Raw genomic sequence first — 19,788 nt, 5'->3', positions numbered from 1 at the left:
CGGCTGCTTTCGACCTTACGTCAGACGTCTGACAACGCCATGGGCCATTTGCCACGAGGAACGGTGCGGCCGCGTCGTAGGACTCTACGACGCGGCCGCTACGGACGTGTGAACAATGCCCGATCAGTGGGCTCCGACGCCGGTGAGGGACTTGACCTCGAGCTCCGCGTACTTGCCCTTGTCCGGCTCCTCCTTGGAGAGGATCGAGCCGAGCCAGCCGAGCAGGAAGCCCAGCGGGATGGAGATCAGGCCCGGATTCTCCAGCGGGAAGAAGTCGAAGTTTGCGTCGGGGAACATCGAGGTGGGCTTGCCCGAGACGACCGGTGAGAACAGCACCAGGCCGACCGCGGTGATCAGACCGCCGTAGATGGACCAGAGCGCGCCCTGGGTGGTGAACCTCTTCCAGAACAGGCTGTAGAGGATCGTCGGCAGGTTCGCGGAGGCCGCGACCGCGAAGGCCAGGGCGACCAGGCCCGCCACGTTGAGGTCTCGGGCCAGGGCGCCGAGGGCGATGGAGACGATGCCGATGAACACGGTCGACCAGCGGGCCGCCTTCATCTCCTCCTTCTCGGTGGCCTTGCCCTTGCGGATGACGTTCGCGTAGATGTCGTGGGCGAACGAGGACGACGAGGCGAGGGTGAGGCCCGCGACCACCGCGAGGATCGTGGCGAAGGCGACCGCGGAGATCACCGCGAGCAGGATCGCGCCGCCGGTCGAGTCGCCACCGCCGCCGATCTCCAGGGCGGCGAGCGGTGCCGCCGTGTTGCCCGCCTTGTTGGAGGCGATGATCTCGCCGGGCTTGAGCAGGGCGGCGGCGCCGAAGCCGAGGACGATCGTCATCAGGTAGAAGGCGCCGATGATGCCGATCGCCCAGTTCACGGACTTACGGGCGGCCTTGGCCGTGGGCACCGTGTAGAAGCGGATCAGGATGTGCGGCAGGCCCGCGGTGCCGAGGACCAGGGCGATGCCGAGCGAGATGAAGTCCAGCTTCGAGGTGCCGGACGCGCCGTACTTGAGACCGGGCTCCAGGAAGGCCGATCCCTTGCCGCTGTTGGAGGCGGCCGTGCCGAGCAAGTCGGAGACGTTGAAGTTGAACTTCAGCAGGATCAGGAAGGTGATGAGGACGGTGCCGGTGATGAGCAGGACGGCCTTGACCATCTGCACCCAGGTGGTGCCCTTCATGCCGCCGATGGTGACGTAGACGATCATCAGGACGCCGACGAGGGCGACGATGAGGATCTTGCCCGCGTCACTGGTGATGCCCAGCAGCAGCGAGACCAGGACGCCCGCGCCCGCCATCTGCGCGAGCAGGTAGAAGATCGACACGACGATGGTGGAGGTGCCCGCGGCGGTGCGGACCGGGCGCTGGCGCATGCGGTACGCGAGGACGTCGCCCATCGTGTAGCGCCCGGAGTTGCGCAGCGGTTCGGCGACCAGGAGGAGCGCCACCAGCCAGGCGACCAGGAATCCGATGGAGTAGAGGAACCCGTCGTAGCCGAAGAGGGCGATGGCACCGGCGATGCCGAGGAAGGACGCGGCGGACATGTAGTCGCCGGAGATCGCCAGGCCGTTCTGGAAGCCGGTGAACTGGCGGCCGCCCGCGTAGAAGTCGGCGGCGCTCTTGGTCTGCCGGCCGGCCCAGACGGTGATGCAGAGGGTCGCGACGACGAAGGCCGCGAAAAGGCTGATGATCAGCGTCCGGTGCTCGGAGGCGTCGGACGCGGCCGCCAGCTCGATGACGGCGGGGTGCGCGGGGCTCATGCGTCGCCCTCCAGGCGGGTCTGCGGGCGGTTCTCCATGCGGGACTTGATCGCTTCGGCCTTCGGGTCGAGCTTCGACGCGGCGTGGCGCGAGTAGAACCAGGCGATGAGGAACGTGGTCAGGAACTGCCCGAGGCCGAGGACCAGGGCGACGTTGATGTTGCCGAAGAGCTTGGTGCCCATGAAGTCGCCCGCGTAGTTGGAGAGCAGGACGTACACGAGGTACCAGGCGATGAAGGCGACGGTGAGCGGGAAGGCGAACGAGCGGTGAGCGGTGCGCAGTTCGCCGAATTCCGCGCTCTCCTGCACCTCGGTGAACTCCTCCGTGGAGGGCGCGTGGGGAGCGGGTTCGTTTCCTGCGCCACCCTTCGAAGGGGGCGGTGCGTCGGTGGCCACGGAGTCTCCTCGTGGTGCGGGTGGGGTGGGGACGGACAGTTGATCCATGGGCTCTCTGGTCTCACATCCAGCGTGACGCGGATCACGTGAGCCACGGATGGCGATGCTAAGGCCATGGGACGTGATCCGACAGGGGGTTGATGTTGCTTCCGTTGTCTGCTCAACGTCCCCGCGACGTCTCCGACGTGGTCGAACTCCCCCATTTCTTCGGTAAGTCATTGCTGGCCTGGGAGCTTCAGGGTTAGCTTCACCCTGCACAGCCCGTCATGTACCTGCCCGAGCACCAGTCGTGTTCGGGCAGTTCCGTATGCAATTCCGCGTACGGTTCCGTCTCCGGATGATGTGGAGATCCCATGGCTCATCTGCGTTCCAGACGTCGTGCGGCACTGATCGTGCCGCTCGGCATCGCGCTCGCCGCCTCGGTCGGTTTCGTGCCCGGCGCCGCGACCGCGGCCCCGAACGAGTCGCCCGCCCCCGTGTCGGCGAAGGCCGCGAAGGATGCCCCCGTCTTCGCGTACGTCGTCAACACCCGAACGGACCGCAAGACGCTCGCGTACGTCAAGAAGGCGATAGCCGGGGCCGGTGGCTCCGTCGTCGTGACGCACGAGAAGATCGGCGTCATCGTCGCGCACTCGTCGAATCCGGAGTTCGGCCAGCAGATACGTGCCGTGCGCGGTGTCCAGTCCGCGGGAGCGACCCACACCTCGCCGCTGAAGGCCGCCGGCACCACGGACGACGGCAAGGCGAAGCTGCTCTCGAAGGCTGAGGCCAAGGCCCTGAAGCAGAGCGCCGCCCCGGGCGCCGAGCCGATGGAAGCCGACCAGTGGGACCTGCGCGCGATCGGTGCCGACAAGGCCGCGAAGATCAATCCGGGCAGCAAGAAGGTCACCGTCGCCGTGATCGACACCGGCGTCGACGACACCCACCCCGACCTCGCGTCCAACTTCTCGCCGTCGCAGTCCGCGAGCTGTGTCGGCGGCAAGGCGGACACCTCGGCGGGGGCCTGGCGCCCGTCGTCGAAGGACAGCTACCACGGCACGCACGTGGCCGGTGAGATCGCCGCCGCGCGCAACGGCGTCGGCGTCGCGGGCGTGGCGCCCGGCGTGCAGGTCTCGGCCATCAGGGTGGCCGACCCGGTCGACGAGCTGTTCTACCCGGAGAACGTGGTCTGCGCCTTCGTGTTCGCCGCCGAGCACAGCGTCGAGATCACCAACAACAGCTACTACGTGGACCCGTGGCTGTACAACTGCAAGGACGACCCGGACCAGAAGGCGATCCTCGACGCGGTCAACCGCGCGCAGCTGTACGCCCAGAAGAAGGGCACCCTGCACGTCGCCTCCGCGGGCAACTCCAACCACGACCTGGACTCCGACGCGATCGTCGACGACTCCAGCCCGGACGACTCCACTCCGGTGACCCGCACCATCGACCCGCACGAGTGCCTCGACGTGCCGACCCAGCTGCCGGGCGTCGTCACCACCAGCGCGACGGGCGTGCAGAACCTGAAGTCGATCTACTCCAGCTACGGCAAGGGCGTCGTGGACATCGCCGCCCCGGGCGGCGACAAGTTCCAGATCCCGGGCGACACCCCGTCGAAGAACGGCCGCATCCTCTCCACCATGCCGGGCGGCGAGTACGGCTGGCTGCAGGGCACCTCGATGGCCGCGCCGCACGCCTCGGGCGTCGCCGCGCTGCTCAAGTCCACGCACCCCAAGGCGGGCCCGGCGGAGCTGCAGCGGCTCCTGAAGAAGCAGGCCGACCGGCTCGACTGCCCGTCCGGCCCGTACGACCCCGACGGTGACGGCGACGTCGACGCGGTCTGCCAGAGCGGCGGCAAGCACGGGACCAGCTTCTACGGCAGTGGGCTCGTCGACGCGCTCGACGCCGTGAAGAAGAAGTGACGGGGAGAGAGAACGTGAACAAGTCCCACATATCGGCCGTGGCCTTCCTGCGCTCCCGCCGCGCGCTAGCCCTGCCGCTCGGCGTCGCGATGGTCTCGGCCGTCGCCTTCCTGCCGGGCACTGCCTCGGCCAGGCCCGCGGCGATGCCGGACGCCCCGGCCTCCGCCCCGGCGGCCGCGGGGTCCACGGCAGCGGATGCCGCGTCGATGAGCTACGTCGTGAACGTCCGCCCCGGCAAGGGCAGTTCGGAGCGCGCCAAGAAGGCCATCGCCAAGGCCGGCGGCGACGTGGTCATCGCGTACGACAAGATCGGTGTCATCGTCGTCCACTCGGCGAACCCCGACTTCGCGAAGACGATCCGCAAGGTCAAGGGCGTCGACTCGGCGGGCGCGACGCGCACGGCCCCGCTGTCGGCGCAGGCGGACGACGCCCTCGAGTCGGAGCGGCCGCTGACCGCCGAGGAGGCGAAGGCCGCGGCGGGCAAGGCGTCGGCGGGTCAGGACGAGCTGGAGCCGCTGCAGTGGGACCTGCCCGCCATGAAGGCGGACAAGGCGCACGAGGTCTCGCTCGGCAGCTCCGAGGTCACGGTCGGCGTGCTCGACTCCGGGGTCGACGACACGCACCCCGACATCGCGCCGAACTTCGACCGCCGGGCGTCCGCGAGCTGCCTGGGCGGCGTGCCCGTGCAGAAGGACAACGCGTGGCGTCCCGTGGCCAAGGAGAGCGACCACGGGATGCACGTGGCGGGCACCATCGCCGCGGCGAAGAACGGCACCGGCGTCACCGGTGTCGCGCCGGGCGTGAAGGTGGCGAGCCTGAAGGTGGCCGAGCCGGCGACCGGCATGTACTACACGGAGGCCGTGGTCTGCGGCTTCGTGTGGGCGGCCGACCACGGCGTCGACGTCACCAACAACAGCTATTACACCGACCCGTGGCTGTTCAACTGCACGACGGACGCCGATCAGAAGGCGCTGGTCGACGCGGTCGGGCGGGCCTCCGAGTACGCGGAGCGCAAGGGCGCGGTGAACGTCGCGGCCGCGGGCAACGCCAAGACCGACCTCGCCCAGGACGAGATCCTCGACGAGTCGAGCCCCGACGACACCACCCCGGTGCCGCGGACCGTCAAGACCAAGGACTGCTTCGACCTCCCGTCGCAGCTGCCCGGCGTCGTGACGGTCTCGGCGACCGGCGCGAAGGGCTTCAAGTCGTCGTACTCGAACTACGGCAACGGCGTCGTCGACATCACGGCGCCCGGCGGCGACTCCACGAAGTACCAGGCGCCGAACGCGCCGGCCGAGGACGGCAGGATCCTGTCGACGCTGCCGGGCGGCAAGTTCGGCTACAAGGCCGGTACGTCGATGGCGTCGCCGCACGCCGCGGGCGTGGCCGCGCTGCTGAAGTCGACGCATCCGCACGCCTCGGCGGCGCGGATCAAGGCGCTGCTCTACCGCCAGGCGGACGCGATGGCGTGCACCGATCCGTACGACTACGACGGTGACGGCAAGGTCGACGCGGTCTGCGAGGGCGGCAGGAACAAGAACGGCTTCTACGGCGTGGGCATGGCCGACGCGCTGGACGCCGTGCGCAAGTAGCACCACGGCGCGACGGATCGGGCCGGGCGGCTTCGGGGCCGCCCGGCCCTTTCCTGTCGCTCCACGAGAGGATCGTGTGTCATGTACGAGTACAAGAACTCCGAGTTCGTCGTCTCCGGCACGGAACACTGGGTGGCCTGGCCCACCCGCCCCCGGTGGCAGCTGGTGACCCGGTTCGTCGCCACGGTGGTGTTCCTGCCGTGCTGGGTCGTGCTCGGGATCGCGATCTTCCTCGGCACCCTCGCCATCGGCCTGGTCACCGAGGTGATCGCCGCGGTGAGCTCGTCGTACGAGAAGGCGTTCGACCGGTTCATGGACCGGGCGATGGGCCGCGTCTTCACCCTGCCCCGCTGGTGCGTGCTCTGGTCCGAGGTGCGCCACGAGGGGGACGCCGACCACTACCGCGCGGAGGTCGACAAGCTGCTCGCCCGGTGGACGGCCAAGGCGTCGGCCCCGCGCGTGCCCAAGAAGCCGCTGCCGCCCTCCGAGTGCGAGATCCCGCGGCGCGCCTACCGAGGCTGCGGCGGCCACTACGTCGTCCAGGCGGCGGCCGTTCAGGGGTGGGAGCTGCGGCCGTCGGAGCCGGAGAAGTCGGTGAGGCTGTGGTGGTCGGCGAGCAGTTGACCGGCAGGGACTCGGGTGGAGATGAGTGACTCGGTCCGATCGGAGCGCCTTTGCGCCAGTTGTCCCTCAGGACTTGCCCGTCGCCGGGAGCCCTGGTGAAGATCTTGTAGTGAGCTCCATACGACCGTCCGTCGAGCCCGGAGGCGATGCTTCGACCGGCATACCGGCCACCGCCCCCGTCTCGCACCGCGCCCCGCGCCGCCGCCCGTCCGCGGCCCGCGCCGCCGCCGTGCTCGTCCTCGTGGCCGTCGCCGCGCTGATCCCCCTGCTCGGCCCTTCGACGGCGCTGCAGGGCACCGGTGAGGCCCGCGCACCCGGCACGGCCTGGATCACGTTCCTTCGGACGGTCCTGTTCGCCGCCCTGTGCGTGCAGTTGGGCGAGGTGTTCGCGACCCGGCTCGCCCGCCGGGTGGCGGGCGCGCCGCTCGACCGGGCGCCGCGCGGCTGGTCGTCGTACGCGGCCTGGGCGGGGTGCGTCGCGGCGCTGGGGCTCGCGGCGATCGTGGCGAACGGCAACCTGGTCCCGCAGGAGCTCTCCGACCTGGACATCGGGCGGCTGTACGACACCCGGGACGGGAGGCTGGCCCTCCTGGAGGTCAACGCGTTCATCGTGGCCGCCCTGTGCGCGCGTTCACGGCGTCCGGCGGGGGCGGTGTTCCCGCTGGCCGCGGTGATCGTCGCGGAGGCGCTGCGGGCCCACCCTCCGGTGGAGGACAGCCCACTCCTCGGCAGCGGTCTCACGCTCGTCCACCTGACGTGCGGTGCGCTGTGGGCGGGCGGGCTGCTGTACGTCCTGCGCATGCTGCGCCGGTGGCGGACGTCCTCTCCGGAGGAGGCCGTCGCGGTACTGGGGCTCTACGCGCGCGTGGCCGCCGTCCTGTTCGCCGCGATCACCGCGACCGGGGTGTGCAGCACGCTGCGCCGGATGCCGGCGAGCACGGTCCTCGACCAGCTCACCGGGACGGCCTACGGCCGCACCCTGCTCGCCAAGGTGCTGCTCGTGCTGGCCGTAGCGCTGCTCGCGCTGCTGGCCCGCCGTCGGCTGCGCCGCACGGCGGACCGCGTCTCGGCCTACGTTCCCGCGCGCGGGGAGGTGATCGCGCTGGGCGTCGTCGTGGTGCTGTCGGCGCTGCTCACCGCGGTGCCGGTACCGATTCGCTGGTGACCTCCGGCGCGGTCCGCCCGGCCGCCGCAAGCACTCCCCGGGCGAGCAGGTACTGGGCCCCGAGGTACGTGATCATGATCGCGAAGTCGGGCCTCGGCAGCTGGGGCCACTCGGCGACGCCGGTCGCGATGAGGGTGTCCGAGAGCAGGAACAGCGCCCCTCCGGCGCCCGCCGCGGGTCCGAGCGTGGTGGCGCCGAACGCCATGGCGGTGAGCAGCAGGCTGTAGCCCGCCACGGGCCCCCGCATGTCGGCCGGCAGGTCGGGCCAGAGCAGCGCCACGGTGCCGACGAGGGCGAGGGCGTACCCGGCCACGAGGCCTGCCCCGCGCGCGCCGGACGCCCCGGCCCCGTACCGCTTGAAGAGCACGAGGTAGCAGACGTGCCCCGCGGCGAAGGAGCCCATCCCGGCGAGGAAGGCGAGCTCGGCGTCGAAGAGCAGGAAGGTGTCGCCGCCCCAGCCGAAGAGGAGCGCGGCGACGAGCGGCCGGGGCCCCCGCCGGGCGGCCACGTACGCCGCGAAGAGCGGCATGAGCAGCGGCTTGAAGACGGCGTGGCCGGGGCCGAAGTCCGCGAGGAGCGCGCCGAGGTCGCCGAGCGCGGCGACGCCGAAGGCCCCGAGGAGCAGCCGGGACGAGGGCCGTCCCGTCATGCCGCGCGCTCCGGGACCGTCGCGTCGGCGGCGGGCAGGGCGGCCTGGGGCGCCTCTGGGGCCTCGGGCGCCGCGGGCTGCCAGCCGGGGCCGCGGAAGACCCGCCCGGCCCGCTCGCGCCAGTTGGTGGCCGCCCGCAGGTCCTTGGCGATGGCGGCGTACTCGTGGGTCGCCACGCGCAGGGGGTTGTACGTGTGGATGTTCTTCGTGAGGCCGTACACGGGCCGGTCGGTCTCCGCCACCCACGAGCCGAACATGCGGTCCCAGATGATGAGGATGCCGCCGAAGTTGCGGTCGAGGTAGCCGCCCTGGGACGCGTGGTGCACGCGGTGGTGCGAGGGCGTGTTGAAGACGTACTCGAAGGGGCGGGGCAGCTTCCCGATGCGCTCGGTGTGGATCCAGAACTGGTAGACCAGGTTGGCCGACGAGCAGAACGCGAGCGCCGCCGGGTGGACGCCGAGGGCGATCAGCGGCAGATAGAAGGGCCACACCGTCAGGCTCGTCCAGGGCTGGCGGAGCGCGGTGGTGAGGTTGAACTTCTCGCTGGAGTGGTGCACCACGTGGCAGGCCCACAGGACGCGGATCACGTGGTGGCCGCGGTGCGACCAGTAGTAGAAGAAGTCCTGCGCGAGCAGCATCAGCGGAACCGTCCACCAGAGGATCGGCACGCTCAGCGGCGTCAGTGCGTAGACGCCCGAGTAGATCGCGACGATGGGGATCTTCCACAGGAAGTCGAAGACGAGGCTGCCGAGCCCCATGGTGATGCTGGTCGCGGCGTCCTTGGTCTCGTACCCCGCGGCATCGTCGTCGGGATGGATCCGGTGGCTCACGATCTCGACGACCGTGAGCAGCACGAAGGCAGGTATGGACCACAGCACGACATCGGGCAGGTTCGGGGACATGCGTGCACGGTAGAACGGCTATTCGCCCACGACTAGAGGTTGTTACCGACAAGTATTACCGGCGGTACGGGTATGGATGTTGGTGATCCTCACCAAAGATCCGGCTTCAAACGGCGGGCCGCTGCTCCGGGGTGCGGCTGCCGTGTCTCAGCATCGCCTGGCGGGCACCAGCGAGCGGACCTCGTCGGCGGGGATGGTCCGCCGTACGGGCTTCCCCGCACGGTCCTTGGTCCCCGGCGCCCGCACCGCCACGCCCCGGGCGTCGCTCACCACCAGCTCGCCGCAGACAGTGCCGCCCCCGGCCGTCGTCACCAGCACGCGCGACACGCTGGAAGCGCCTCCCTCCTCCCTCTTCCCCTCGCCCTTGCCCTCCTCGGTGCCGACCGGCACGACCCAGCTGACCGCCAGCGCGGTCACGATCGCGCACAGGCCCACGACCGAGCGCCGCCGTGCCGACGCCAGCGCGTCCTGCGTCTCCTCGACCTCGTCGAGGATCGCCGCGAAGAGCCGGTCGCCGCTCAGCCAGGCCTGCTGCCCCAACTGCCCGTGGGCGGCACGTACGGCCTTCAGCGCGCCGGAGAGGAGCAGGACGAAGGCGGTGACGAGCAGTCCCGCCGTGGTCCACCGCCAGAGCTCCGGCATGCCCGCGACGCTCTCCCGGCCCTTGAGCACGAAGACGGCGCCGACCAGTCCGATGAGCCCGGCGAGACCGTTGCGCCACCCTTCGGCCTGCCGTCGGACGGCGGCCAGTTGGTCGACCTGGAGCTGCTGGCCGAGCTGCGCGAACCTCTTCTTGGCGAGGTCGGTCACGGAGTGGCACCGCCCTGCGCCGGGGTCGGGACCGGAACGTCCCAGAAGGCGCCGCATCCGGAGTCGGGCGACTCGGGCGGACGGTCCGGATGGGGGTAGCCGCACTGGCAGTAGACCGGGATCGACCCGGTGAGCGGCTCGGGCCGGGTCCGGCGCCCGCGCCCCTTGACCGGCCCCAGCACCCCGAAAGCGACCCGGAACACCGTGCGGCCGCGGCAGGTCGGGCAGTGCCCGGTCACGGTGTACCAGCGGCCGTCGGCGGACCGCTCCACAGTGAAGGTGTCGGCGGGCTGGACTTCCGATTCCTGGAACGGAGTCGGGGCATGAGCGGGCATGGACGTCGGTCTCCGTCGGTCAGTGAGTCGGTCGGTCGGCCGCTGAGCGGTACAGCACGGCCTGCGGAGTGGGAGCGGGCTCGGCGGGGCAGCGGTCGGGCAGCGTCAGGGCGAACAGCTCGGAGTACAGGGCGAGCCGGTCACGCACCCAGTGGGTGGATTCCTCGACCTCGCGGGCGGCGACGGTGATGTGGCGAGAGGGGACCGGCCCGGTGAGGGCGGGGGCGCGACCCGTGTACTGAGAGGTGAGCAGGATCAGGTCCTGCCAGCACGGGATGACCGCCATCTCCGGGCGTCGCATGACGAGTTCCACGCCGAAGGGACGGTAGAGCGCGATCCGGTCCCAGGCCTGGTCCAGGGGCCAGCCGAAGCGGGCGGCCACACGGACGAGGGTGAGGGGGGTGACAGGGGCACCGCCGCCTACCAGGTCGTCCCGGAAGAGGGCGCTGTCGTGCGGATTCGGCCGGTGGTCGCGCCACGCCTGGTCGTCGCCCTCGATCGCATGCCAGGGGGCACCCAGTGCGGCGTACTGGACGAGAGTGTCCAGGCTGTCCCCCAGCGTGTGGTTCAACTCGCGCGCGTGCTCGATCAGGAGGCGCACGCTGCTTTCCGTACGCCAGACCACGCCCCCGTCACCGCGCAGGCAGCAGGCGAAGGCGTCAGTCGTGGAAGGCCGTACTCCAGCGAGCCGCTCCGGGGACGGCAGGCGCAGTGGGGCGGGATGGCCGGTCAGCGGGCCGAGGACGGCCAGCCGGTCGAAGGCCGGTCCGAGCGGCAGCCCGGCCGAGGCCGCTGCCATGAGTCCGTAGGGAACGTCGAACTTCTCCTGCACGATGGAGTACCGAGTGCCGTCCACCCGGTCCAGTTGACCGGACGCGCCCCGTTCGTGCGGCAGGAGGGAGAGGTCACCGCGCGACAGCTCCCGCCAGCTGTCGACGAGTCCGGGGGCGGACGGCTGTACGAGCCCGCCGTCCGCGAGCCGCGTGAGGGCCTGCCGCACCTGCTCGGCGTCCGCCTGCACGCTCTGCACCGCGAGCGCCGTGCCGAGGAGCGGGGCGGGAGTGTCTTCCTCCCCCTCCTCGAACAGCAGCAGGCGGTGCCGGGGCGCCTGCAACAGCTCGCAATCGAGCCTGCTGGGCGTGTACCCGGCCAGATCGCCGAGGTCGGGCACCCGCATTCCCAGCGCCTCGAAGGTGGCGGCGAAGCGCTCGACGACCTCGGCGAACGTGAGGGACAGCTCTCCCGCCGCGACAGCCACTTTGACGAGCGAGACCTCCGCGTCGGACACGTACAGGTTGAAGTGCTGGGAGTAGGCGTCTCTCTCTTCGTCGGTGAGCTCCCTGCGCCGGCGTCCGCCGGTCGTCCCGGCCGGCCCGTCGACGGCGGGCAGTTCGGGTATCCCCAGCCAGGCGTAGCGGCGCAGCACCTCGGCGTAGAACCAGGGAGGCGGGTAGCTGCCCCGGAAGATTCTGCCCTCGGGTTCCGCGAACCACGGGTGCCAGGAGAGGGCGTTGAGCTCCTCATGGGTGGCCCGGTGATCGCCGGACGGCTCTGCCACGGTGTCCGGGACGTGAAAGGCGAAACCGGCGGCGGCGAAACGCCGTGCACGCTCCAGCGCTTCGCGCACAGAGAGTCCCGCGTCCGCGGAGAACCACCGCAGAAGCCAGAGCACGTCCCGGACACCACCTTCTTCGGTGTCGGTCAGCCAGTGCCTACGCAAGCTGCCGTATCTTCGTCCGCCGAGCAGCAAACGCCGGTCGACCGCGTCCAGCGCCATTGAGTGCGCGGCGTCGAGGTCGGGTGCGGCAGGCACGCCGAAGCCCGTGATGGCGTGCCGCCTGGCCCGCATGAGCAACTGGCCGAAAGTGCAGGCCTCGGGTTCCGGTGGCACGGCGGCACGGAACAGGAAGTCCATTCCGTACAGCATGCGCCCATGGGCACCGGCCTCCCAGGCACGCGGGCGCGGATAGCCCTCGACCGAGTCCGGAACCGGCAGGTTCAGCAGCCGTTCCTCCCGCCTGATGCCGGCGTCCCGCAGGATGCCGGACCGCCAGGCCAGATAGCGGTCATCCGCCGACGAGTAGCTGGATTCCTCCACCTCGCGCTTGGCGGCGATCACCGGATCGCTGGTGAAGAAGCCCACCCGGCGGAAAGGGATGAGGGTCGTCCGGTCCCAGGTGAGCACGGACGTCACATGGGCGTCCGTGGCCATGAGGCGCTCCGTCAGCCGTACCGCGCCCTCCGGCACCCACCGGGCGAAGTCCCAGAGCCATTCCAGGTAGAACCACGCCGGAGCCTCGAACCGCGCGCAGGCCCGCAGGATCTCGTGGGTCGCCCACACCTGGTCGTAGGAGAAGACACGGGTTCTGCTGGTGCTGAGCTCCGGCGCGTGAGTTTCCCTGAGGTCCATCACACAGCCGAACGGGAAACTGTCGCGGCGGGGGTCGTGAGTCTCCTCGTCATCGGCCCTGTCCCACCGGGGCAAATGGAACTCCAGCCGCCCCGGCCTCTCACCCGACTCGCCCACCAGCACCCCGTCCGCCAGCAGTCGGCCCGGCCCCGGCACCCACCACAGGTCCCGCGTCGCCCGCACCGCCCGCGAGGCGTCGCCTTCGTAGTAGAGCGCGTCCGGCTGCCAGCTCCGCACCGTCGCCCCGTCCCGCTCCACCCGCAGGGAGAAATCGGTGCGCCACACCAGCGCGCCGAGCACTTTCGCCACGTCGACGGTGTCGTCCTGGAGGTAGAGGCGCACCGTGGTGCCGCCGCCGGGCTGGGACTCGTCCGCTCCCTTGATGCGGAACAGGCTGCCGCTGGAGGCGATGTCCACGCGCAGCCCTCGGCCGGACTCCGGGCGGCCGTAGTCGTCCGTCGCACGTGTGCGGATGCTGATCTCGTCGGCCAGCATGAAGTAACTGAACACCCCTACGCCGAATCGGCTGTTGGGGTAGATGCGCAATGTTTCGTCGGCACGACGCCAGCGTGCTTGTTCCCTGCGGTACTCCCGGGACTGTTCGAAGCGGCGCCCCGCGCGCGAGAAGGTGCCCCGCAGGGTGTCACGTCCCATGCCGACGCCGTTGTCCGCGCACTCCACGAAGGGACGGCCCGCGCCGTCGACGCCCTGCCGGAAGACGATCTCGCCCTCCCATGAGTACGGGATGTCCTTGTGTGCCTTGCCGTACCGCAGCCGCGCCTGGCGGTAGCGGCAGGCGTCCAGCGCGTTCTGGTAGAGCTCGCGCAGGGCGAGATGGGGGTCTCCGTAGAGCTGCGTGCCCATCAGCAGCTCCCGCATCTCGTCCTCGGCGAGACCGAAGCGCATCAACGGCACGCCGTAGACGGTGTTCTTGGTCGCGGTGTCCCAGGCGGGTCCGAGCCGACGGCAGGTGACCCGCTCGGGGAGGTATGCCAGGAGGTCGTCCGGTGTCGGTCCCGCATGTTCCCGCACGCGCTGCACCGCATCGTCGGTCCAGCCGGTCAGCGTCTCCAGGGCCGCGTGGACGGCGGGGTGCGGGCACTGGAGGTCGAGGTCGACGGTGCGGGTGTAGCGGTCCCTGACCCACCGCAGCTCCCGCACGCTCGCGACGGCCTGCGCCGGTACGAGCCCGTCGGTGACGCCGATGTTGTCGACGAGCACACCGGGCAGCTCGCGCAGATCGCCGCCGAGAAGTCCGGCGACGGCGAGCAACCAGGCCAGCTCCCGGGGACGCCATCGCTCGGTCACCTCGCTCGTGCCGGGCGGCCCCGTGCGGACCAGTTCGGTGAGGCGGTAGGGCGGTTCACGGTCGTCGCCGCCGGGCTGGGGAGGTACGACGCCGGTCTGCCGGCAGACGCGCACCAGTTCGTCGGCGAGTTCCTCGACGCGTCCGGTCGGCGCGCTCTCGCCGAGCAGTGCCCTGGCCAGTGGAAGCAGGAGCTGCGTGACGTACAAGTCGTCCCACAGCTCCTCCTTGCCCCGCACATGCCGGTGCATGAGCCAGGCGGCGACGGCCCGCGCGTCCTCGTCGCGCCCTCGGCCCGCCAGCTCACGACCCTTGCGCCAGATCAACGAGTGCGCGGCAAAGGTGTGTTCGAGGTCGACGCGTTCCGTCTCCGTCTCGCTGTCGCCGACCGCGGGATCGAGGTGGAAGGCGTCAGCCGCGACGGCCGCCTTGACGCCGAGGGCGTACAACGCCTCCCGTACGAAGGGAGCCGCGGCGAGCACGGCGAACTCTCCCGCGTCCAGGACCGGCCCCCCTTGGGTCTGTGAGGGCGCGAGAAGCGGCCGCAGGCCCTTGGTGAGGACGCGTACGGGATAGTCGTCGTCCGCCCACGGGTCGTGCACCCCGGCCGTCGCGGCACCGCACCACCGGGCACACTCCCGGGTGAGCTGGACCAGGGACCGCTGGAGCATGGCGCGGCGTTCGTCGTCGCAGCGCACGGCCGCCCACAGTTCGGGGTCACGGACCGCCGTGGACCACGACTCCTGGAGGGTGCGCCCCGAGCAGAGCAGCGCAGAGCCGATGGCGTCGGGGCCGCTCGGCGCGTAGTGCGGATTGGGGGTCTGCTCGTGCCGGGCGGCACGGGCCAGCTCGGTGGTGCGGGCGGTCGTGTAGGCGATGACCTCGGCGACAGTGCGCGGCGCGGTGTCGGCGTCGAGCGCTTCGGCGAGCGCACGCGTGAAGTGGCTGCCGTGCTCGTCGTCCGAACCGCAGGTCTGGCCGGCCCCGCAGCCGAAGAGGACGGCGACGCGATCGCGCCAGGAGGGGAAGTTGGTGGCGGGGCCGCCGTGCGAACCGCCGTCCGGACCCGCCGGATCGCGGCAGGCGTCGACGGTCAGCAGCACCGTGCCGGCCCGGCAGCCCTGGAGCAGCGAGGTCAGGTCCAGGTCGATGAGGCTGTCGGGCTCCACCTCGGGCGGCTCGGTGGCCCAGCTCAACTGGGCGTCGGCGGGCACGAGATGGTCGGCGCCCCCGGCGGAGAGCCCATGCCCGGTGAAGTGGATGAGGACGGTGCCGTCCTCCGGAGTGGTGCAGCAGATCCGGCTGATCGCGCTCCGGATACGGGAGCGTTGGGCGGGTTTGTCGGGCGCGAGCCCGAGGACCTCGACACTGTATCCGGATGCGTGCAGCGCCGCGCCGATGAGCTCCGCGTCGCGGTGGACGGCCTGGGTCAGGTCCGGGAACTCTTCCTCGAGTTCGTAACGCGGCACGGCGACGATCAGCGCCCGCTTGCTCTCCCCCATGGCCCGCGCCTCCCGTTGAACGAGCTCGACGCGGGCCAGGATTCCACAGGGAACCCGAGGCGGGGCCCGTAATGGGGTATCGCCGCGTAGCGCTACGCGCTCACCAGACCCGTACCGCCCCTCCCGCCGCGAACACCGGACTTGTCGCGTCCGCAGGCGTCTCCTTGAGGGGTTCGTCCAGTTCTCCAACTGTCGGTCCCACGCGCGCGGCGATCTCGCCGAGCCGCGCCAGGTCGAAGCCGTAGACGCGGGCCGCGTTGCCGCCGACCATGGCGGCGATCTCGTCCCTGGGGAGACCGGCGTAGGCGATGCGCAGGCCCTCGCGCGAGTAGGGGTACGTCCCCTCGTCGTGCGGGTAGTCGCTGCCCCACATGATCTTGTCGAGGCCGATCCGGTCGCGCAGGGCCGCCTCGTGGGGGCGCATGAAGCTGGCGCCCACGAAGCAGTTGTCGCGCCACACTTCGGAGGGCCCCTTGCCCATCGCGTCGGCGAGCCCCTCGCCGAACTTCGACTCCGCCGTCCCTGCCGTCCCCGCGCCGCCCGCCCGCTGCGCCGCGGCGACCAGGCGCCCGTGGTAGTAGTCCAGCATGTCGAGCACCCCGGGGACCCATCCCGAGCCCTGCTCGGTGAGGACCAGTTTGAGCTCCGGGTGGCGGCGGAAGGCCCCGCCGAAGGCGAGGTGCCACAGCGCCCGGTGCGAGAACCACGTCGTCTCGACCATGAACACCGCGCGCGCGGCCGGTTCCTCGCCGAGCGGCGGCGAGGCAGAGCCCGCGTGGTGGTTGACCGGCACGCCCAGCTCGGCGCAGGCCGACCAGATCGGGTCGTACTCCGCCGAGTAGAGCTCGGGCAGGCCCGAGCCCGGCGGGGTGCCCGGCAGCATCAGGCCGCCCGTCAGGCCCGCCTCCACCGACCGGTGGATCTCCTCGACGGCCCGGTCCACGTCGTTCAGGAGGATCTGGAAGACGCCCGCCCTGCGACCGGGTGCGGCGGCGCAGAAGTCCGCGAGCCAGCGGTTGTGGGCGCGCAGACCGGCCCAGCGCTGCTCGAACTCCTCGCGGGTCGGGGCCGGGGCCATCAGGGACGCCGAGGGGAAGAACGGCGGGATGGTGTTGGGGAAGACGACCTCGGCGACGATGCCGTCCGCCTCCAGTTCGGCGACCCGGCGGTCCGAGTTCCAGTTGCGGTCCGCGGTGTCCGCGAGGAGGTCCTCGTACGGATTGACGTAGGTGGCCGCCCAGGCGTCGAACGCGTCGTGGTGGTGCGACTCCAAATACGGCCGGTAGTCCAGGAGATCGGCTCCCGCGTGGCAGTCCGCGGAGATGACGGTGTAGCGGTCCTCGCTGCCGTGCCGTGAACTCATGCGTCCGCCCCCAGTACCGGGAAGTCGTGGTCGGTCAGCCAGTGGCGGCCCACCTCGCGCGAGCGCGCCCAGGAGGCCGTCACGGACGTCTGGTCGGCGTCCTGGCCGAGGTCTGCGGGTGTCGGGCCGATGCGGCGGGCCAGCGGCGCCAGCTTCCCGGTGTCGAAGCCGAAGACCTCCGCCGCCGCCAGACCCAGCATCCGGCGGGTCTCCGCCACCGGGATGTCGTGGAAGGTCCTCTTCAGCCACGCGCGCGTGTCGGGCCAGGTTCCTTCGGGGTGCGGGAAGTCGCTGCCCCAGAGGATGTTGTCGACGCCGATCTCGTACCGCTGGGCGAGCTCGCGCCGCTTGGTGTTGGTGGCACAGACGAAGATCTGCCGGTCCAGGTACTCGTGCGGCGGACGCTTCAGCTCCTCGAACGGGGAGAGCTTCTTGCCGCCGTGCGCACCCAGGTAGAGGCGGTCCATGAACCACAGGAGGTTCGGCAGCCACCAGCAGCCCGACTCCGCGACACCGAACTTCAGCCCCGGATGGCGTTCGAAGACACCGGACCAGAGCATGAACCACAGCGGCCGGGCGGGCCACCAGGTCACTTCGGAGACGTAGATCCCGAGGTGGTCCCCGTACTCGTGGCGGGGCGCCGCCCCGGAGTGGGTGACCACGGGCATCGCGCACTCGGCCGCCGCGGCCCACACCGGGTCGTAGCGCCGGTCGTGGTAGGGCGCCTTGTCGACCCACATGGAGGGGATCATCAGCGCGCCGAGCCCCGACTCCTTGGCGCGGTGGACCTCGGCGACGACCCGGTCGACCTCTCCGGTGACGGGCAACAGGGCGACACCGCAGTGCCGTTCGGGGTGCTCGGAGACGAAGTCGGCCAGCCAGCGGTTGTGGGCCTGGGCGCCCGCCATGCCGAGCTCGGGATCCTGGTCGCCGGAGAGACCGAGCCCGACCCCGAAGGGCGCGGCCGTCTGGCTGTCGACGGCGTCCGCGTCGGGGAAGACCACCTCGGCGGCCACCCCGTCGCCGTCCAGTTCCTTGAGGCGCTGCGCGGTGTCCCAGCCGCCGCGCAGGCCCTCCTCGTTGTCCTGGAACCACTTGGCGGCGAACGCGTCGTTGCGGATGCCGAGCCGGGTCGCCTCCTCGCGGCGGGCGCCGCGCTCGCCGAGGAAGTCGTCGAAGGCGCGGTGGAAGCGGCGGTCGAGGTAGGGCCGGTACTCCTCGGTGGGGAGCCCGGCGTGGCAGTCGGAGGAGATGATCAGGTAGGGATCGAGGTCGTTCCGGTGGTCCTGGTCGGTCATCGGTCACACGCCCCTTCAGTCCAGGATGAAGCTCTCCAGGTACGCCGGGTCGGCCCGGTCCAGCATCGAGCGCGACCTCGCCTTGATCTGCCGGTCGCTGTGCTCGCTCTCAGGGAGCAGCCAGAAGCGTCCTGCCGCGATGCCCTCCGCCACGAAGTCCGCGACCTGCTCGACCGGCGTGAACTCGACCTCCTGCCCGGCCTCCTTCATCGCGGCCTCCCACTGACCGAGGCTGCGGTAAGGGGTCCTGCGGGGGCGGGACTTGGCGTACCGGCCGGGCCGGTTGCGGTGCGACTCCCACAGACCGGTGCGGAGCATGTGGGGTCCTGGGAAGAGCACGGAGGCGCCCACGCGCGCGTGCTCCGCCTTCAGGTGCGCGTACAGCGACTCGGTCATCGTCACCACGGCGGCCTTGGTGACCGCGTACACGGAGGCGGTGGGCAGCGGCGCGATGCCGCCGTCACCGGACGAGGTGTTGACGACGTGGCCCGGCTCGCCGCCCGCGATCATCCGGGGCACGAAGGCCTGGATGCCGTGGAAGACGCCCCAGACGTTGACCTCGAAGGCCCATTTCCAGTCGTTCGGCTCGTGCTCCCACATGCGCCCCTCGGCGCCCGAGCCGACGCCCGCGTTGTTGCACAGCACATGGACGGCGCCGAACCTGTCGTACGCCTCCTCGGCGAGGGCGAAGACCTGCTCGCGCACCCCGACGTCCACCACGCGCGCGTGCACCGCCGCACCGTCCTCCCGCAGGGAGGCGGCCGCCTTCTCCAGGGCGCCCTCCTCGACGTCCGCGAGGACCACCCGCAGACCGTCCGCCGCGAACCGGCGCGCCATGGCGAGCCCGATGCCGCTCGCCGCGCCCGTCACGACGGCGACCTGACCCGTGCGCAGCTCCATCTCAGGCGCTCCCCTCGGGCGGGCCGTCGAGGATCTGCGCGGGGTCGTCGTAGCGCTGGTGGATGTAGGGCAGCAGGGCCTGCGCGCTGACGCGCTCGACGACGCGGCCCTGCTGGTCGGTGGTCTTCTCGCCGATGGTGATCTCGACGAGCGAGCGCACCGGCAGGTCGGCCACCGGGTCGTACATCGACTCGCGCAGCACCACGTCCCCGGTGACGGCCTCCAGCTTGCGGACCTTCTCGTTGCGTACGCAGTGCACGAGCACGGGGTCCGCGTCGAAGCCCGAACCGTCCACCGCGGGCAGGAACTTGAAGTAGAAGTCGGTCTTCCGCGTCGGCTCCGGCAGCGGCAGGGGGCCGCTGACCGCGCCGCGCACCTCCACGAAGGCGATGCCGTGCCGGGCGAGGCGGGCGCTCACCACCAGGCCGTCGCGCTCGACCTCCACCTCGCCGAGCTTCTTGGGCTCCCCGAAGACCTCGCGCCCGCCGATCAGGGCCCGCTCGTGGGTCATCGGCATCACCAGCGGATACCAGCCCCGCACTCCCCCGTGCTCGGCGGCGACGGCGACCGAGCCGGCGCCCAGCGGATAGCCGGGCAGGTCGACCTTGCTGATATTCACCCGCACCAGGGGCTGCCCGGTGGGCTTCAGCGGTGGCGGCAGGACCGCCGCGACCGCGTCCGGATCGCTCTCCCAGACGGCCACCACGCCCGTGGACCAGATGTCGGGGAGCTTGGAACTCGCGGTGCGCGCGGCGGCGATCTCCGCCTCGTCGCGTGCTCCGTAACGGATACGTGCCATGTCGTACCACCCTTCGTCGGCGCGGACCGAGGGGTCCGCGGGCGGGACTTGCGGCGGTTCTGTAACACAGTTACAA

General features: G+C 71.0%; 15 protein-coding genes. 4 read left to right on the top strand and 11 right to left on the bottom strand.

Annotation, left to right across the window (positions count from 1 at the left end):
• Nucleotides 1-123 precede the first annotated feature (123 nt).
• Nucleotides 124-1,761: a solute symporter family protein gene (locus AOK03_RS19070; RefSeq protein WP_055566501.1), complete on the bottom strand. Its 1,638-nt coding sequence runs from the start codon at nt 1,759-1,761 to the stop codon at nt 124-126.
• Nucleotides 1,758-2,156, bottom strand: coding sequence for a DUF485 domain-containing protein (locus AOK03_RS19065; RefSeq protein ID WP_055566500.1), 399 nt, complete (start codon nt 2,154-2,156; stop codon nt 1,758-1,760). The genes AOK03_RS19070 and AOK03_RS19065 overlap by 4 nt, the downstream gene beginning before the upstream one ends.
• 353 nt (nt 2,157-2,509) lie before the next feature.
• On the opposite strand from AOK03_RS19065, the gene AOK03_RS19060 reads away from it, so the two are divergent.
• From AOK03_RS19060 to AOK03_RS19045, 4 genes are all read left to right on the top strand, one after another.
• A complete protein-coding gene (locus tag AOK03_RS19060) occupies nt 2,510-4,057 on the top strand; it encodes a S8 family peptidase (protein WP_055566499.1) in 1,548 nt (515 codons plus the stop codon).
• A 38-nt stretch (nt 4,058-4,095) separates the two neighbouring features.
• Nucleotides 4,096-5,649, top strand: coding sequence for a S8 family peptidase (locus AOK03_RS19055; RefSeq protein ID WP_055566517.1), 1,554 nt, complete (start codon nt 4,096-4,098; stop codon nt 5,647-5,649).
• A gap of 81 nt (nt 5,650-5,730) precedes the next feature.
• The gene (locus AOK03_RS19050; RefSeq protein ID WP_055566498.1) at nt 5,731-6,273 is read left to right on the top strand and encodes an alpha/beta hydrolase family protein; all 543 of its coding nucleotides are present in this window, start codon (nt 5,731-5,733) and stop codon (nt 6,271-6,273) included.
• Between the two features lie 160 nt (nt 6,274-6,433).
• Complete coding sequence (locus tag AOK03_RS19045) at nt 6,434-7,438, top strand: CopD family protein (RefSeq protein WP_055566516.1); 1,005 nt, start codon at nt 6,434-6,436, stop codon at nt 7,436-7,438.
• On the opposite strand, the gene AOK03_RS19040 is transcribed toward AOK03_RS19045, so the two are convergent.
• The 9 genes from AOK03_RS19040 to AOK03_RS19000 form a co-directional block, all read right to left on the bottom strand.
• Complete coding sequence (locus AOK03_RS19040; RefSeq protein WP_055566497.1) at nt 7,407-8,087, bottom strand: lysoplasmalogenase; 681 nt, start codon at nt 8,085-8,087, stop codon at nt 7,407-7,409. The genes AOK03_RS19045 and AOK03_RS19040 overlap by 32 nt on opposite strands.
• Nucleotides 8,084-8,989, bottom strand: coding sequence for a sterol desaturase family protein (locus AOK03_RS19035; RefSeq protein ID WP_055566496.1), 906 nt, complete (start codon nt 8,987-8,989; stop codon nt 8,084-8,086). Before AOK03_RS19035 ends, AOK03_RS19040 begins: the two co-directional genes overlap by 4 nt.
• 147 nt (nt 8,990-9,136) lie before the next feature.
• On the bottom strand, nt 9,137-9,799 hold the full coding sequence (locus tag AOK03_RS19030) for a hypothetical protein (protein WP_055566495.1): 663 nt from the start codon (nt 9,797-9,799) through the stop codon (nt 9,137-9,139).
• On the bottom strand, nt 9,796-10,134 hold the full coding sequence (locus tag AOK03_RS19025) for a hypothetical protein (protein ID WP_157868997.1): 339 nt from the start codon (nt 10,132-10,134) through the stop codon (nt 9,796-9,798). Before AOK03_RS19025 ends, AOK03_RS19030 begins: the two co-directional genes overlap by 4 nt.
• 19 nt (nt 10,135-10,153) lie before the next feature.
• Nucleotides 10,154-15,352: an HD domain-containing protein gene (locus tag AOK03_RS19020; RefSeq protein ID WP_055566493.1), complete on the bottom strand. Its 5,199-nt coding sequence runs from the start codon at nt 15,350-15,352 to the stop codon at nt 10,154-10,156.
• A gap of 100 nt (nt 15,353-15,452) precedes the next feature.
• Complete coding sequence (locus AOK03_RS19015) at nt 15,453-16,715, bottom strand: amidohydrolase family protein (protein ID WP_055566492.1); 1,263 nt, start codon at nt 16,713-16,715, stop codon at nt 15,453-15,455.
• Complete coding sequence (locus AOK03_RS19010; protein ID WP_055566491.1) at nt 16,712-18,013, bottom strand: amidohydrolase family protein; 1,302 nt, start codon at nt 18,011-18,013, stop codon at nt 16,712-16,714. The genes AOK03_RS19015 and AOK03_RS19010 overlap by 4 nt, the downstream gene beginning before the upstream one ends.
• A gap of 15 nt (nt 18,014-18,028) precedes the next feature.
• Complete coding sequence (locus tag AOK03_RS19005; RefSeq protein ID WP_055566490.1) at nt 18,029-18,913, bottom strand: SDR family NAD(P)-dependent oxidoreductase; 885 nt, start codon at nt 18,911-18,913, stop codon at nt 18,029-18,031.
• Between the two features lies 1 nt (nt 18,914).
• Entirely contained in the window at nt 18,915-19,712 is a 798-nt protein-coding gene (locus AOK03_RS19000) for an acetoacetate decarboxylase family protein (RefSeq protein WP_055566489.1), read from the bottom strand.
• Nucleotides 19,713-19,788: the final 76 nt, after the last annotated feature.

Source organism: Streptomyces atriruber, assembly GCF_001418325.1.
GTDB lineage: Bacteria > Actinomycetota > Actinomycetes > Streptomycetales > Streptomycetaceae > Streptomyces > Streptomyces atriruber.
Note: the sequence above shows the minus strand (reverse complement) of the source record. Positions and strands in the feature narration are given on the sequence as shown.

Coding starts and splice junctions, on each gene's coding strand:
- AOK03_RS19070 (WP_055566501.1), bottom strand. CDS start 1,761: ATGAGCCCCGCGCACCCCGCCGTCATCGAGCTGGCGGCCGCGTCCGAC.
- AOK03_RS19060 (WP_055566499.1), top strand. CDS start 2,510: ATGGCTCATCTGCGTTCCAGACGTCGTGCGGCACTGATCGTGCCGCTC.
- AOK03_RS19050 (WP_055566498.1), top strand. CDS start 5,731: ATGTACGAGTACAAGAACTCCGAGTTCGTCGTCTCCGGCACGGAACAC.
- AOK03_RS19040 (WP_055566497.1), bottom strand. CDS start 8,087: ATGACGGGACGGCCCTCGTCCCGGCTGCTCCTCGGGGCCTTCGGCGTC.
- AOK03_RS19035 (WP_055566496.1), bottom strand. CDS start 8,989: ATGTCCCCGAACCTGCCCGATGTCGTGCTGTGGTCCATACCTGCCTTC.
- AOK03_RS19025 (WP_157868997.1), bottom strand. CDS start 10,134: ATGCCCGCTCATGCCCCGACTCCGTTCCAGGAATCGGAAGTCCAGCCC.
- AOK03_RS19020 (WP_055566493.1), bottom strand. CDS start 15,352: ATGGGGGAGAGCAAGCGGGCGCTGATCGTCGCCGTGCCGCGTTACGAA.
- AOK03_RS19015 (WP_055566492.1), bottom strand. CDS start 16,715: ATGAGTTCACGGCACGGCAGCGAGGACCGCTACACCGTCATCTCCGCG.
- AOK03_RS19010 (WP_055566491.1), bottom strand. CDS start 18,013: ATGACCGACCAGGACCACCGGAACGACCTCGATCCCTACCTGATCATC.
- AOK03_RS19005 (WP_055566490.1), bottom strand. CDS start 18,913: ATGGAGCTGCGCACGGGTCAGGTCGCCGTCGTGACGGGCGCGGCGAGC.
- AOK03_RS19000 (WP_055566489.1), bottom strand. CDS start 19,712: ATGGCACGTATCCGTTACGGAGCACGCGACGAGGCGGAGATCGCCGCC.